The sequence below is a fragment of the Opitutaceae bacterium genome, from assembly GCA_015075305.1.
In the GTDB taxonomy this organism is placed as follows: Bacteria; Verrucomicrobiota; Verrucomicrobiia; order Opitutales; family Opitutaceae; genus UBA6669.
Map to the genome: position 1 here is coordinate 308,962 of JABTUS010000004.1, position 13,364 is coordinate 322,325.

Annotated in this window: 13 protein-coding genes; 9 read left to right on the plus strand and 4 right to left on the minus strand. The window is 61.7% G+C overall.

The annotated features are described in order from the left end of the window. The first annotated feature begins 14 nt into the window (after positions 1 to 14). Together HS122_10020 and HS122_10025 are read left to right on the plus strand one after the other, a co-directional pair. Complete coding sequence (locus HS122_10020; GenBank protein MBE7538736.1) at positions 15 to 998, plus strand: FAD:protein FMN transferase; 984 nt, start codon at positions 15 to 17, stop codon at positions 996 to 998. Positions 999 to 1,073: 75 nt separating this feature from the next. Further along, entirely contained in the window at positions 1,074 to 2,897 is a 1,824-nt protein-coding gene (locus HS122_10025; GenBank protein ID MBE7538737.1) for an immunoglobulin domain-containing protein, read from the plus strand. 13 nt (positions 2,898 to 2,910) lie between these two features. Here HS122_10025 and HS122_10030 read toward each other — a convergent pair whose 3' ends face one another. After that, positions 2,911 to 3,786, minus strand: coding sequence for a tetratricopeptide repeat protein (locus tag HS122_10030; protein MBE7538738.1), 876 nt, complete (start codon positions 3,784 to 3,786; stop codon positions 2,911 to 2,913). Between the two features lie 152 nt (positions 3,787 to 3,938). Continuing rightward, positions 3,939 to 4,655, minus strand: a complete 717-nt coding sequence (gene radC / locus HS122_10035) for a DNA repair protein RadC (protein MBE7538739.1) — start codon at positions 4,653 to 4,655, stop codon at positions 3,939 to 3,941. A 53-nt stretch (positions 4,656 to 4,708) separates the two neighbouring features. Here radC and HS122_10040 point away from each other — a divergent pair, with 53 nt between their 5' ends. Beyond that, positions 4,709 to 5,500, plus strand: coding sequence for a ThuA domain-containing protein (locus tag HS122_10040; GenBank protein MBE7538740.1), 792 nt, complete (start codon positions 4,709 to 4,711; stop codon positions 5,498 to 5,500). 42 nt (positions 5,501 to 5,542) lie between these two features. Here HS122_10040 and HS122_10045 read toward each other — a convergent pair whose 3' ends face one another. Further along, complete coding sequence (locus HS122_10045) at positions 5,543 to 6,886, minus strand: MFS transporter (GenBank protein ID MBE7538741.1); 1,344 nt, start codon at positions 6,884 to 6,886, stop codon at positions 5,543 to 5,545. 30 nt (positions 6,887 to 6,916) lie between these two features. After that, positions 6,917 to 7,978, minus strand: a complete 1,062-nt coding sequence (locus HS122_10050; protein MBE7538742.1) for a Gfo/Idh/MocA family oxidoreductase — start codon at positions 7,976 to 7,978, stop codon at positions 6,917 to 6,919. A gap of 103 nt (positions 7,979 to 8,081) precedes the next feature. Here HS122_10050 and HS122_10055 point away from each other — a divergent pair, with 103 nt between their 5' ends. The 6 genes from HS122_10055 (at position 8,082) to HS122_10080 (ending at position 13,350) form a co-directional block, all read left to right on the plus strand. Then, positions 8,082 to 8,531 (plus strand): GatB/YqeY domain-containing protein, encoded by a 450-nt coding sequence (locus HS122_10055; GenBank protein MBE7538743.1) that lies wholly within the window; start codon positions 8,082 to 8,084, stop codon positions 8,529 to 8,531. 327 nt (positions 8,532 to 8,858) lie between these two features. Next, positions 8,859 to 9,122 carry a hypothetical protein gene (locus HS122_10060; GenBank protein MBE7538744.1) on the plus strand — a complete coding sequence of 88 codons (264 nt, stop codon included), beginning with the start codon at positions 8,859 to 8,861 and terminating at the stop codon, positions 9,120 to 9,122. Positions 9,123 to 10,669: 1,547 nt separating this feature from the next. After that, the gene (locus HS122_10065; protein MBE7538745.1) at positions 10,670 to 11,341 is read left to right on the plus strand and encodes a hypothetical protein; all 672 of its coding nucleotides are present in this window, start codon (positions 10,670 to 10,672) and stop codon (positions 11,339 to 11,341) included. Positions 11,342 to 11,503: 162 nt separating this feature from the next. After that, positions 11,504 to 11,866 (plus strand): hypothetical protein, encoded by a 363-nt coding sequence (locus tag HS122_10070; GenBank protein MBE7538746.1) that lies wholly within the window; start codon positions 11,504 to 11,506, stop codon positions 11,864 to 11,866. Positions 11,867 to 11,974: 108 nt separating this feature from the next. Continuing rightward, entirely contained in the window at positions 11,975 to 12,199 is a 225-nt protein-coding gene (locus HS122_10075; protein MBE7538747.1) for a hypothetical protein, read from the plus strand. Positions 12,200 to 12,309: 110 nt separating this feature from the next. Next, positions 12,310 to 13,350: a PmoA family protein gene (locus tag HS122_10080; GenBank protein MBE7538748.1), complete on the plus strand. Its 1,041-nt coding sequence runs from the start codon at positions 12,310 to 12,312 to the stop codon at positions 13,348 to 13,350. The last annotated feature ends 14 nt before the right edge of the window (positions 13,351 to 13,364 follow it).

A 13,364-nucleotide genomic window follows, 5' to 3' on the forward strand; every position in this document is an offset into this window, starting at 1 on the left:
TCATCAAGGCAGCCATGCTTCTCGCCACCAAACAACGCGACAGCCTGAAACCCAGTGCAACCGGACCGGCGGGCACATTACAGACAGCCTCGTGGCGGGCGCTTGGGACCGAATGCAGCCTTCAATTCGTCGCGCCTGACACGGCCATCGCGAACGCGTTCATCGGAGCGGCGCGGCAATGGGTCTCACAATTCGAGTCTCGCTATTCGCGGTTCATCCCTGGAAGTGAATTGAGCCGAATCAATGCCGCGGCCGGAAGAGAGTGGGTGACGATTGACGAGGAAATGTCGCGCATGCTGGATCTCAGCGGATCGCTGCATTTCATGACACAGGGTGTTCTCGATGTCACGAGCCTGCCGCTGCTCAAGCTTTGGGATTTCCGGGCTGCGGTGCCAGGCATCCCGTCTGACGCGGCCATAGCGGAAGCGAAGAAACGTGTCGGATGGGCAAAGGTGCAGCGCGCACCGGGAAGGGTGTTTCTGCCGGAACCGGGGATGGCGATCGATTTTGGGGGATGGGGAAAGGAGTTCGCCGTCGACGCAGTCGCGCAGATTGGCGAGGCCCACGGAATCAAGGCGCTGCTGGTGGACTTTGGCCATGACCTGCGGGCACTGGGGCTTCCGCCGGGAAAGCCTGCCTGGCATGTCGGGCTGGAGAACCCCGCCGCGCCGGGAAGCTGCTGGGGGAGCATCGCGGTGACGAATCGCGGCGTTGCCTCCTCGGGTGACTATGTCCGCGGCTTCACGCACAATGGCCGGCGTTACGGTCACATCATCGATCCTCGCACGGGCTGGCCGGTGTCGAACGGCTGCCAGCAGGTGACCGTGATCGCCCCCACCTGCCTGCAGGCGGGGGTGCTTTCGACGGCAGCCTTTGTGCTCGGAGCGGAATCGGGCATCCGCATGATTCAGGAAACGCTTGGTGCGGAAGGCTGCGTGGTGACTTCGCGCGGGCGCCACCAGACACGGGGTTTTTTCGGCTATGTGGTCGAGAATTGAGGCGAATCCGGCGAGTGCCGGCGGTGCACCCGGATCGGGAACCGGATGATGCGGTTGCGACTCATACTGTAACTTATGATCAACGTCCTCGCCTGGCATCGGTTGCGGTGTCTGCACATTCCCGTGGCGATTCTGTCGCTCCTGCTGCAGCGCGCGCCAATGCTTCGGCTTGGAATCAGTGCGGAGTCGGCTCTCTCCAACTCGATCGCGGCGATTCTCAAGGGGGTGTTTGGCGCCGCGGCACTTGGGTCGTATCATGCATTGGCCGGAGCAACGCAGCTTACGACAAACCCGGCTCCGCCGGTTTCCGGCACGGTCGGAGTTCCCCTCACGGTTGTCTTTGCCTTTACGGGGGGATCGGTGTCGAGCGGGGGCTCGTATGAGGTCAAGGGACAGTTTCCGCCCGGAATGACGGTCACAGGCCTGCAGGGAGATCTCCTGAACGCCGATTTTGGGGAGCTTAAAGGCACACCGCTGACCGCCGGCAGCTATCGACTGAACATCCGCGGCTTCTCCGAGAGGAACAAGAAGGGAGTCGGTGGACAGATCACTTTTCCTCTGGATATCACGATACAGGCGGCGACGGCCACGGCGCCGTCGTTCACAACCCATCCGCTCAGCCAGTCTGTAATCGAAGGGCAGGGTGTGGTATTTTCAGTCGCAGTCACCGGCACTTCGCCCGTCGCTTTTCAATGGACGAAGGATGGAGTGCCGCTCGCCGGAATGACAATGGCGACACTCACGTTGTCGACGACAACCCTGGGTTCGGCGGGGGCATACCGTGTGACCGCCACAAATGGTGCCGGCTCGGTGACCAGCAATGCCGCCACGCTGACGGTCACTCCGGCAGTGGCTGCGCCGGTGCTCGTCAAGCAGCCCGTTTCGCAGACAATTTTGACAGGAGGGACCGTGGTGTTTGAGGTTGGCACAACCGGGTCCAACCTTGCCTATCAATGGGCTCGCAACAGCCAGCCCATTCCCGGCGCAACGTCATCCCAATTGCTGCTGAAAAATGCGTCCAATGCGCAGGAAGGCGACTACACGGCGACAGTCAGCAACTCCGGCGGCCAGGCAACCAGTGCGCCGGCTCACCTGACCCTGGTGACATCCACAACTCCCGGTCGGTTGATCAACCTTTCCGTGCGATCCTTCGCGGGCATAGGTGGCCAGACACTGACCGCCGGGTTTGTCCTGGCCGGCTCTGGCAATGGATCCATGGTGATTCGCGGAGTCGGACCGACGCTTGCACAATTCAATGTGCCTGATGTCTTGTCGGACCCCCAACTGGTTCTCTTCAATTCGGATCAAACGCCGATTCAATCGAATGACAACTGGAGTGGGTCGGACGGTCGCGAGGTGGGCGGATTTGTCCTTCCCACCGGCAGCAAGGATGCGGTGCTGAACGTTTCAGTTGCGCCTGGAGGATACACCGCTCAAGTGGTTGGGACAGCGGGTGCGGTGGGGGAAGCCATGGCCGAAGTCTATGAACAACCCGGACCGCCGGATGCGCCGAGATTCATCAATCTGTCTGCCCGGACGCAACTCGACGCCGGCCGCACCTTGATTGCGGGTTTTGTCATTGGTGGAAACACGAACCGAACCGTGGTGGTGCGTGCGGTGGGCCCTGGGCTCGATGACTTTCAAGTGCCGGGAACACTTGCCGATCCTCGATTGGGATTGTTTCGGGAAGGCACCTTGGTTGCTGAGAATGACGACTGGCTGGGCGGCAGTGTGCTGATCGATGCCATGGCGTCAGTGGCTGCGTTTCCGCTGAAATCAGCCACAAGCAAGGACTCCGCTCTTGTCATCACTCTGCCACCCGGTGCCTATACCGCCAATATCACCGGACCGGCGGGAATTTCTGGCGTCGTGCTGGTCGAAGTTTACCTCATGCCCTGAAAAACACACGGCGCTACCTTGCCCCCTGCAAACGTTCGATGCCTTGGCGCGCCGTGAGAAAGTTTGAGTCCAATTCGACTGCCGCGCGGTAGGCGGCCAGTGCACCGGAACGATTTCCAATCTTTTCCCGGATTTCACCGAGCAGGGCATGGGCCTTGGCCTTGGTGGCGATTCCGGCCGGGGCCGGGTGTGACAGAAAAAAGAGAAGCGCGGCCTCGCCCCGATCGAGCTGCTGCCCGGAAGCCGCAGCCAGGCGCGCAAGCAGGTAGTTGAACTCGGGTTTCTCCGAGTGGGCTGGCTGCAGGGCGTCGATTTCCGCAAACGCCTGCGGCCAGCGTTTCTGGCCGAGATGAAGCGTGATGATGGCGAGCCCCCCCTGCAGGGGGTCGCGGCTGCGGATGGCCTCGGCCACGTCATAGGCTTTTTCGATGCCGCCGCCCGCGAGGCGGGGGGCGTGGACGTAAAAGTTCATCAGCCGGAGCCGATGAGTGATGTTTGCCGGCTCAAGCTTCACGGCCCGCTGATAGGCCGACTGTGATTTCCTGGCGAGGCTTACGCTGGAGATCCAGCCGGCTTGAAGCGCGGATGCGCCATAGGCGTCGCCAAGCTCGGCTTGATAAAGTGCGGATGCCGGATCCAGCCGGGTTGCCATCTCAAGGCGCCTGACGGCCTCGGGAAGCTCATTGCGCCGGAGCGCAAGGGCTCCGAGAAAGTAGAACGCCGTGGCATTTCGCGGATCGGCGGAGGTGATCCTTTCGAAAATCGGCTGGGCCTCCGCGTAGTGTTGATCCTGATACAAGGTGCGCGCCTTTTCAAAATCCGACTCCTGTCCGATGAGCGTGGCAGCCCCCATCGCGAACAGGATCAAGGCTGCGCCGGACACAGGCATGGTGGCGGGCCTGCAACGCGCCGGTCGGAGACGATGCGATGGCTCCTGAAATTCGCCTGGCAGGCGCATGGCTGTGGACGTGCTCTTGATTGTCGAGATTGTGGAGTACGCGCATGGGGTTGCAAGCGGCTGAAATCCGCACGTGCCCGGAATCAAAGTATTCCAGCCGTGCGAAAACTGTAGTGGCCGCGCCGCTGCGGATCCGCCTCGGGGCGTCCCAGGATGACATGATCAAGCAGGGAAATCTCCACAGCACCCGCGGCATCGCGCAGCGAACGGGTGATGCGAATGTCCTGGGAGCTCGGACTGGGGTCTCCGCTCGGGTGGTTGTGCACGCAGATGATTCCGGAGGCCGCCTCGCGGATTGCCTCCCGGAACACCTCGCGCGGGTGCACAAGAGTGCTCGATGCGGTGCCGGAGGTCACCTCGACCCGGCGTATGAGGCGTCCCTTTCGGTTCAGGCAGAGGACCCAGAATTTCTCGACCTCGAGTCCGGCGGCAATGGGAGCCATGTAGGCGGCGACGCTTTCAGCCTGATCGAGCATCGGCTCCTGGATCGAAGGCTGCCCCATGACTCGTCGCGCAATCTCCATGGTGGCCACCAACTGAAGAGCCTTGACGCGGCCTATGCCCTTGTGCCGCCGGAAATCGGACTCTCTCCAGGTGACCAGTCCGGCGAGGGAGCCCGATGCCTGGATCAGTCGCGACGCGAGTGTCATCACATCCTGTCCTCGGGTGCCATTTCTGACGAGCATGGCCAGCAGTTCGGTGTCGGCCAGGGCGGCGGGCCCAAGGTTCATGAGACGTTCCTGAGGACGCTCGTGGCTGGCGGTTTCCTGAAGGCGGTTGGGTGAGGCGACGAACTCCATATGCACTGTAATTGCATTTATGTGCGTGGCGAGGGGTTTGTAAATGACGAATTTTGCCTCATACCCGGAGCATGCCTGCGCTACGCATCGTTGTCTGGGGGGAGAATGTTCATGAACATCGCAACCCGGCAGTTGCCCGGATATACCCGAAGGGGATGCATCACGCAATCGCCGCCGGGCTTCGGGATCAGCTTGCTTCGGCGAGCGTATCGACGGCCACGCTCCAGGAGCCGGAGCACGGCCTTTCTGCGGAGCGCCTGGAGCAGACGGATGTATTGACCTGGTGGGGGCATCTCGCGCATGGCGACGTGAGCGATGCCGTGGTGGACAGGATTCAGCAACGGGTCTTGGAGGGCATGGGCCTCATCGTTCTGCATTCCGGACACTGCTCAAAGATCTTTCGCCGGTTGATGGGCACGTCCTGCATGCTGACCTGGCGGGAGGCGGGGGAGCGCGAACGCCTGTGGGTGTGCAATCCGGGGCATCCCATTGTTGACGGACTCGGGGCGAGTTTTGAGCTTCCGGAGGAGGAAATGTACGGCGAACCCTTCGGGGTGCCGGCGCCGGAGGAGCAGATATTCATCTCCTGGTTTGAAGGCGGGGAGGTCTTCCGCAGCGGCTGCACCTGGCGGCGGGGCAATGGCAAAATCTTCTACTTTCGCCCGGGGCACGAAACGTATCCAACTTACCATGACGCGAACGTCCGGCGGGTGATCGCCAACGCCGTCGCCTGGGCCGCGCCGCAAGGGATGTGGGCGGATGTGGCCAAAGGAATCAATGCGGTCCGCCACATTGAACCCATCAAGGGAAGGCACTGGGTGCCCCCGCCAGAAGCACCGGCTTGAGAGGTTCGCGGACAATGTGCCGTGGGGACTGTCCCTGCGGGTCTATTCTTCCGGCAGCGGCTGGTCCTTGGTCTCCGGCAGCAGCGGCAGAACCAGCAGGCCGAGCAGCAGCACCACCGAGACGATCATGCCCGCGGTGCGGAAACCCTCGATGTTTCCGCCCAGACTTCGCGTGAGCTGCCCGACGGTGAACGGCGCCGTGGCGGCTATCAGCCGGCCGACATTGTAGCAGAAACTGGTGCCCGTGCTTCGCAGGCTCGTGGGGAAAAGTTCGGGGAGGTAGATCGCGTAAACCGCGAACACCGACAACTGCCCGAAACCCATCAGCGGAATCATCCAGAAAATGTGGCTGAATTCGCGCATGCCCTTGAACACGAGGATGGTCGATGCAAAGGCGATGATGAGCGAGACCGCGAAGGCGAACTTGCGGCCCCGAACCTGGGCCACCTTGGCCAGAGTCATCATGCCGATGAACGCACCGATGTTCTGGAGCAGCAGTCCCATGGACGCCCAGAATGTCTTTTCACTGGCGAGCTTCTCGGGGGAAAGGTTCTGCGCGGCCAGGTGGGTTTCAACGATCGTTCGAACTATCTTGGGATGAAAATTGCCCACTCCCCAGAGGCCGATGATGCCGGCGCTGCAAAGAGCGAGGCCCGCCCAAGCGTGACGCTTCCAGCGCGGGTGGGTGAGCAGGACCTTGTAGGATCCGAACTTGACCCCGGTTTTTGCGCCCGCCGCCTTTGCATCGACCCATTTCTTGGGCTCTTTCAATCCCGCCATGATGAAGACGCATAGAAACGCCGGAGTTGCGCCAATGAGGAACATCAACTGCCAGCCTTTGAGACCGAAGGGAAGCAGTTCGCGCAGTGCGAGCAAACCAACGCCCATGCCGATGAGGCCGGCGGTGATGTTTCCCACCGTGGAGAGCGACTGCAGCAGCCCGAGAGCCGGTGCGCGCGCCTTGTCGTGAACGGTGTCGGCGACCAGCGCAACAGCCAGTCCGAAGACGCCGCCGACGCCTGTGCCAGTAAGGAAACGGTAGACGCAGAAATCGACGAAGCCTGTCGACAGGGCGTTCAAACCCGTGCTGATGGAGTAGAGCAGCACGGAAAAGGTCAGGATGCGGGCGCGTCCGAAACGATCGCCAAGCGCACCGAAGAACAAGCCCCCGATCGCCCAGCCAACCAGGAACACCGAGGTGGTGTAGGGTGCGTATTCAATCGCCATGGCCTTTGTGGGCATGAGCTGCTCCATGGCGCCGTCGCGGGCCAGGTTGAAGAGCTGCTGATCAAGGCAGTCAAAAAACCACGCGAGAGATGCGATTGTGAAAACGAACCAATGTTCGCGAGTGAGAAGCCGCCACCAGGGTTGGGGTTGTTCAGTCATGGGAGTGTTGATGGATATGGTTGCGAAAAGTCAGGCATCGACTCGGATGGAGCGACCAGATTCTGCGGAGCGATAGAGGGCCTGGATGATCGCGACTGCCTTTCGGGCCTCGGGTCCATCCACATCCAATGCCGTTCCGAAGCGAAGGTGATCCGCGAGATTGGTGATCTGGCGAAGGTGTCCCTCGTGGGACATCTGATCCGGTGCGCCGGCGCCGGAGCGCATGGAGGGATCCGGGCGCGCGGCAAGAATTGCATCGTCACCGTCGCGAGGTTCGCGGAAATCCCAGCGCACGAGGCAGTCGTCCTCGAGCACCGCGGAGCCGCCTTCGCCGCAGATTTCGATGCGGCGCGCCCATCCCGGATGTGCTGCCGTCGTCGCCTCAATCGACCCCAGCGCACCGCAGGGAAACCGCAGTGCGCCGACTGCAGTGTCCTCCCCTTCGATACCCGTGTGCACGCGACGCGTGTTCCATGAAAAAACCTCGGCGGGCACGCCGGCAAACCATTGCAGCAAATCAATGCCGTGAATCGCCTGATTGATGAGGGCTCCGCCGCCATCGAGCTTGAGGGTGCCGTGCCAGCTGTCCCTGTAGTAGGATGCGGAGCGATGCCATTTGACGTAGGCGCTGGCGAGAACGAGCCTTCCAAACCGGCCGGAATCCAGGGCGCCTTTCATGCGCATCGCGTTCGCGCCGGTGCGCGCCTGGAAGATGGGCATCAACACCACGCCCGCCTTTCGGACCGCTTCGAGCATCGTGTCGATGCGTGCGAGCGACACCTCAAGCGGTTTCTCCATGACAATGTGCTTGCCCGCCCTTGCGGCCTCCAGCGCAGGCTCCAGGTGCGCGCCGCTTGGAGTGACGATGCAGACGACATCAATGTCGGAGCGGGCGAACAGTGCAGCGGGGTCGGTTGTTGAAAAGTGGGCGGCGTGGCGTCGCGCAAATTCTGCCGTGCGATCCGCAGAACGACCGCAAACCCCGACGAGCCGGCAGTTGGGGGCGTCCTTGATGGCCCGTGCATGGAAGTCGGCGATCATTCCTGCGCCGATGATGCCGAATCCAAGCGTGCGATGGGATGCGCGTGACATTGGGCGTTGCGAGTTGGGACGCGTCGTTTCCCGAGTCACCCGCGCGAAAACGCGGGGTCGAGTGGATTCTCGACAGCGCGCCGAAGGATGACAGAGTGGCGCGATGTCGACCCAATATGAAAGGCTCCGCGCCGACATTGTCGCCGCGATGAAAGCCCGCGACTCCAGGACGGCGGTGATACTCCGCACAAGCGACGCTGCCATTCAGCGCGCATCGATGGATCTGGGCAAACCGATTGACGATGCGCTTGTGACTGCGACCCTGCGAAAGGCGGTCAAGAACCTGACCGATGCTCGGGTAGAATTTGAAAAGGGTGGCCGGGCGGACCTTGCGGATGCCAACACCGCCGAAATCCGCATCCTCGAAAAGTACCTCCCCCAGGGCTTGGATCCCGCCAAAGTCGATGCGCTCATAGCTGACGCAATCCGAACGACGGGCGCACAGTCGAAGAAGGAAATGGGCAAGGTCATTGCGGCTCTCAAGCAGTTACCCGAAGCAGGGAGCATCGATTTCGGAGCGGTCAGCAGACAGATACAAGCGAAACTGACCTGAACGTTAAACTGCGGCTGGCTGCACTGGCTGGAAGGTCCCAGTGAAGCGCATTTTGTGCGGAGACTCATGCGGTCTGTTGCCAGAGCGTGGCGAACAGGGTCCCTGCGCCGGCATTGGATGGGCTGATTCACACTACTGAGTCAGCCAATTGTGCCGATGGCTGGAGCTCCGGTGCCATCGAACCTTCAGTCAAGAGCGGCAGTACGGACTCCCCGTGCGGAGGCCGGATGCGCTTTGGCTGTGATCGTCGCCATTCTGGCATCCGGATGTTCAACGGCATCCCGCCAGGGCCGGAGTGAAGATGCGAGGTCGACTGCCCTTGTCGAAGTGGAGAATCGGACTTCCTACGTGTGGAAGCTGACATTCCAGCGGGATGGGCAGCGAGGGCGGGTCATTGCTGTGCCTGCGGGTGGAACGGTATCAATCGAGGTTGCGCCGGGCACCTACGCGATTGGGCAGGAGGCGGTGGGTTTTTCCGGCAACCGGGATCTTTCTCGCTCGATCGAGGAGAAATTTGAAGCAGGCCGGCACTATCGCTGGCCCCTGCTCACGCTCCTGTCCGAATCTGCGCCGCGACGCGGACTGCCATGAGCACACTCAGTTCGAGCCGGGAGGAAAGCCAGCGGACTGTCGAAGTTCAGCAGAATGCGGACCCGCGTTCCATCCGTCGGGTGCGTGGCAGGCCGTTGACCCACTACTGGCCGTGGATTCAGCATCAGGCGCGTTCGCTGCTGCTTTCCCCTTGTGAGCGAGTCACGGATCGAAGCGTCAGCTGGATCTGGGACGAGCCTGGAGAGGCGGCGAATCTCTCGGCGGAGGAGCTCTCGCATTTGCGAAAGAGACTGCGGCGCATGGAGTCCGAGTTCACGGAGCTCGCGGAATCAAACGAGGGAAACGCGGCCAACGAAGCACTGCTCGAGGTTCATTTGGCAATGTCCGCCGTGGCTGCTTCGTTGGCGGAAAAATCCGACCGGCAACTCGCTGCCTATGCCGCGCGCACCACGGGTGGAGTCATGATTCACAGCTGGGGTTCGTTGAAAGCTGCTGATCCGAGGGGTGTGCGAGAAAAGACAAGCCCTGCCACAGACATTGTGCCGGCAGTCGGAGATCTGCGTGTGTCTGATCAACCTGCATTGAATGCTCGGGCAAATGAGGCGCCCGATTGGGGTGCGGATCAGCCGTGCCAGGGTGGTGCGATGCAGTCAGGTCGTCGCGGACGAGGCTGGGTAAGGAAGAGATGGCTTTGGGGGGTGGGGCTTGGCGTCGCAATGCTCACGCTCATGATTCCAGGCGTGCGCTACCACGGGGTTCCACGGCCAGGGGCAGTTCTGGAACGCCCAGTCCCGGAGACCTCGGATGCCTTGCCGGGAGAATCCACCCGGATCGTTCCGTCAGGCCGGGCGAGGATCGCCGCAGACCGTGATGAATCGGGAGACGGCTTGGGAGGATCCGCAGCCAAACCCCCTTCGTCGAGCACACCAGGATACTTTGGGGGCGACCTTGAGTTGGAAGCGACTGGAAGCTTGAATGCTCCTGCATCGCCCGCGGCGTTGCGTGAGCGCGCGATGGTGTTTTCCAGTAGTGAAAGCCCAGTGACTGTGCAGGGGGAAATTGCCGCCGAACGGCCTCTTGTCTTTTCACCGAACAACAGCACCGTCCCAGTCCTCGGAGGAGCGGCCATGTCAGATGCGCCGGGCCTGTCGATTGATGCCGGGCTGGGAGCGGGATCCGCATCACGGATTCGGGCCGACAGGACGCTGGGGAAGCATTCGATCGAACCATCGGACAACGTGAAAGCGAATGATGGATTTACTTCGGGACAGGCCGATTTCCATTCCGATGCGGGAGTGGGGCGTTCCAGTGTCGGCCGATCCCTGTCATTGCCGGAGAACCCGAGGGCATCACACACAGGGCCAGACACACCTGAGGCAAATCAGCGATCCCCTGACGCAGCCCCGGTGAAGACCAAGCGAACGCGCGTTTCGATTTCTGATCGAGAGGCTGCGGCATCGGCGGGACCTGGGGAGGTGTCGGAGGAGGGTGAGTCCGCCAGCGTCGGGACGGCCTCCAGGGCGGCTGCAGACGCGGCGAGTTCGGGATCGGTTCGGCATGGGGCCTTCGGCGCAGGCCTTCGCACGATGAAAATTGGGATTTCTCCCTGGACCTTTGAGCTTGTGCGCGACGCGGTGATTTCAACCCGCCCCGTCCCCCTTGGCTCGACAGATGATTCCGAGTCAATCCGGCGCGTGGTGCTCCAGGAGCGGCTTGCTCATGCCCCCCGGGCGCTTCGGGACGCAAAGTTCTCATGGGGCTTTGCCGTTGAGCAGACTGACGCATCCTTCGCCTTCGAATCCAGGCGTGCTCAAGGGGGAGACGGCCTGATCGTGTGGCGCGAGGGGAAAAGGGTGCTTCTTCGGTTCCCCGACGGTCCCACCCAGAAGGTGGAGCAGATTGAGTGGGTCAGCGACAGCGGGTCTGTGAGAGCCATGACGATTGGCGTGGGTGCGTCGGGTGAGATCACAGTCGCTCTTGGCGATGGATTGCGCGCATCGGTCTGGATTTCAACCCAACTTGAGTCACCCGGCGATCTTCCCGTCGAGCCGGATTCTGCGGAACTGCAAACGAGGCTGGAATGGATGCAGTTGCCGGCTCCGGCTTCCGTGGGCGACAGGATTGTTGGCCGGATTGCCCCGCATCCATGGCTGGAGATTTCCTTGGAGGAGATGCGCGGAACGCAAATTCCGCTGGTGGTTTCTCTGATGGATCAGGACTCCGGCTGGGCCTGGACATCGCAGCTTAGCATTCGCTGAGCTCCCCGCTGATCGTGATGTTGCGATCAGGATGGCTGGCGTCACACCGGTGGGTACAAGCCAGCGTCACTTTGCAATAAAACGCGGAGTTCCGTTGACGCATGGCGCAGCAACAGAATAGCGAGTTTACGGTCCGCATTCCAGCCCCAGTCTGCCTCGCTGGTGTCCCACAACAGTTTCGATCTCGTTGTTTTCGGAGCTTTTCTCGCGACGATTGTTGCGGTGGGCTTTGCGGCCGCACGCAAGGGCGGGGCCAATGACGACTATTTTCTAGTCAGCCGAAACCTGACCTGGTGGCTCATCGGCGGATCAATGATCGCCGCCAACATTTCGACGCATCACTTCATCGGGATGGGCGGCCTCGCCTTCCATGTGGGCCTGGCGGTGGCCAGTTACGAGTGGATGGCCGCCATTGTGCTGATCCTGTACGCAAAGTTCTTTCTGCCCTGCTACCTCAGGACACGGATCACCACGATGCCGGAGTTCCTCGAGCGGCGGTTTGATCATCGCGTGCGGCTTGTCTAGGCCGTCATCTGTCTCATCGGCTACGTCGTGATCGAGCTTGCGGTTGTGCTGTACACCGGGGCGCTGGCGGTGCATTCGATCTTCGGCCTGTGACTTGAGTTTGGGCTGATGATTTTTGGCCTGGCAGGCGCCTACGCGATTTACGGTGGATTCAGGTCGGTCGCCAACACCGACATCGTGCGGGCGACGGTGCCTGCGTCGGCGGTGGTGGACCATTCATCGTCCGCTGAGATGGAGGCGTTTCTTCGCACCGTGCCCTGGTGGCGCTCGTTTGGATTGTGGTCCACCCTGCTGATAGCGTGTGTCATCGGGCTCTACATCCGTTTCTTCTGAGCTCAGTGGCGCAGGCCGGTTTTGCGCGCTTGCCTCGGTTCCCATCGCGGAGCACGGTGAGATGGCACCGGCCGTTCACTTCGACCCCTTTTGAATCCATCATGCGCATCATGAACCTCTCGCTAATGCCCAGGACTTCCGCTGCACGCCTGCAGTCTTGTCGGGGAAATCTGTTCAGCACCGGTCTGCTGCCCGCTGCTTTCCTCGCGGCCGCAGTGTCGCTTTCGGCCGCGGCTCCGGCACCGGCGGTCAGGGTGACGCGCGGAGAGAATCGCGTGGCGGTCTCGGTTGAAGGGAAGCCTTTCACGGAGTTCATCCACGGGCCGGATGCGCCGCGTTCGTATTTCTATCCCGTGCTGGCACCCGACGGCACGCGATTGACCAGGGATTTCCCGATGGCCAGCACGCCGGGTGAGGAGCAGGACCATCCGCACCATCGCTCCCTCTGGTTTGCCCATGGCGACATCAACGGAGTGGATTTCTGGCTGGAAAAACCCACATCGGGCCGGGTGGTGCTTGAGTCTCTGGATGAGACGTCCAGCGGAGACGTGGGCGTGATACGTGCACGGCACCGCTGGCAGACTTCGGAGAAGAAGCTGGTCGCCAGGGAAGAACTCACGGTTCGCATCCGGGCGGTGCCGCACGGAAGGCTGCTCGATTACGAGATCACCTTTCACGCACTGAAGGATTCGCCGCTCGTGTTTGGAGACACCAAGGAGGGGTCGATGGCGGTTCGTGTGGCGCAATGGATGACTCTCACGCACAAACTCAAGGGTGCGGCGGTGCAGGGCCGCGGAAGCATCGTCAACAGCGCTGGTGATCATGATGCCGCCGCCTGGGGCAGGCGCGCCGCGTGGGCCGATTACCACGCGCCGAAAGACGGCAAGGTTTACGGCATCGCTATTTTCGACCATCCGTCAAATGTGCGGCATCCGACCTGGTGGCATGCGCGCGACTACGGATTGTTCGCGGCGAATCCTTTTGGACGGCATGACTTCGAGGGACTCAAGGACCAGCCTCACATCGGCGACCTGACGGTCCCGGCTGGAAAGTCACTGACACTAAAGTATCGCATCTACGTTCACGAGGGCGACACCGCGCAGGCGCAGGTTGCCGAACATTACCGTGCTTATGTGGCGGGTGGGGAATAGCAGTTCCGCAGCGT

Bases quoted from the DNA above. Each gene is read 5' to 3' on its own strand.
- HS122_10055 (MBE7538743.1), top strand. From the start codon at position 8,082: ATGTCGACCCAATATGAAAGGCTCCGCGCCGACATTGTCGCCGCGATG.
- HS122_10030 (MBE7538738.1), bottom strand. From the start codon at position 3,786: ATGCCTGTGTCCGGCGCAGCCTTGATCCTGTTCGCGATGGGGGCTGCC.
- HS122_10065 (MBE7538745.1), top strand. From the start codon at position 10,670: ATGAAAATTGGGATTTCTCCCTGGACCTTTGAGCTTGTGCGCGACGCG.
- radC (MBE7538739.1), bottom strand. From the start codon at position 4,655: ATGGAGTTCGTCGCCTCACCCAACCGCCTTCAGGAAACCGCCAGCCAC.
- HS122_10075 (MBE7538747.1), top strand. From the start codon at position 11,975: ATGATTTTTGGCCTGGCAGGCGCCTACGCGATTTACGGTGGATTCAGG.
- HS122_10080 (MBE7538748.1), top strand. From the start codon at position 12,310: ATGAACCTCTCGCTAATGCCCAGGACTTCCGCTGCACGCCTGCAGTCT.
- HS122_10025 (MBE7538737.1), top strand. From the start codon at position 1,074: ATGATCAACGTCCTCGCCTGGCATCGGTTGCGGTGTCTGCACATTCCC.
- HS122_10020 (MBE7538736.1), top strand. From the start codon at position 15: ATGCTTCTCGCCACCAAACAACGCGACAGCCTGAAACCCAGTGCAACC.
- HS122_10050 (MBE7538742.1), bottom strand. From the start codon at position 7,978: ATGTCACGCGCATCCCATCGCACGCTTGGATTCGGCATCATCGGCGCA.
- HS122_10045 (MBE7538741.1), bottom strand. From the start codon at position 6,886: ATGACTGAACAACCCCAACCCTGGTGGCGGCTTCTCACTCGCGAACAT.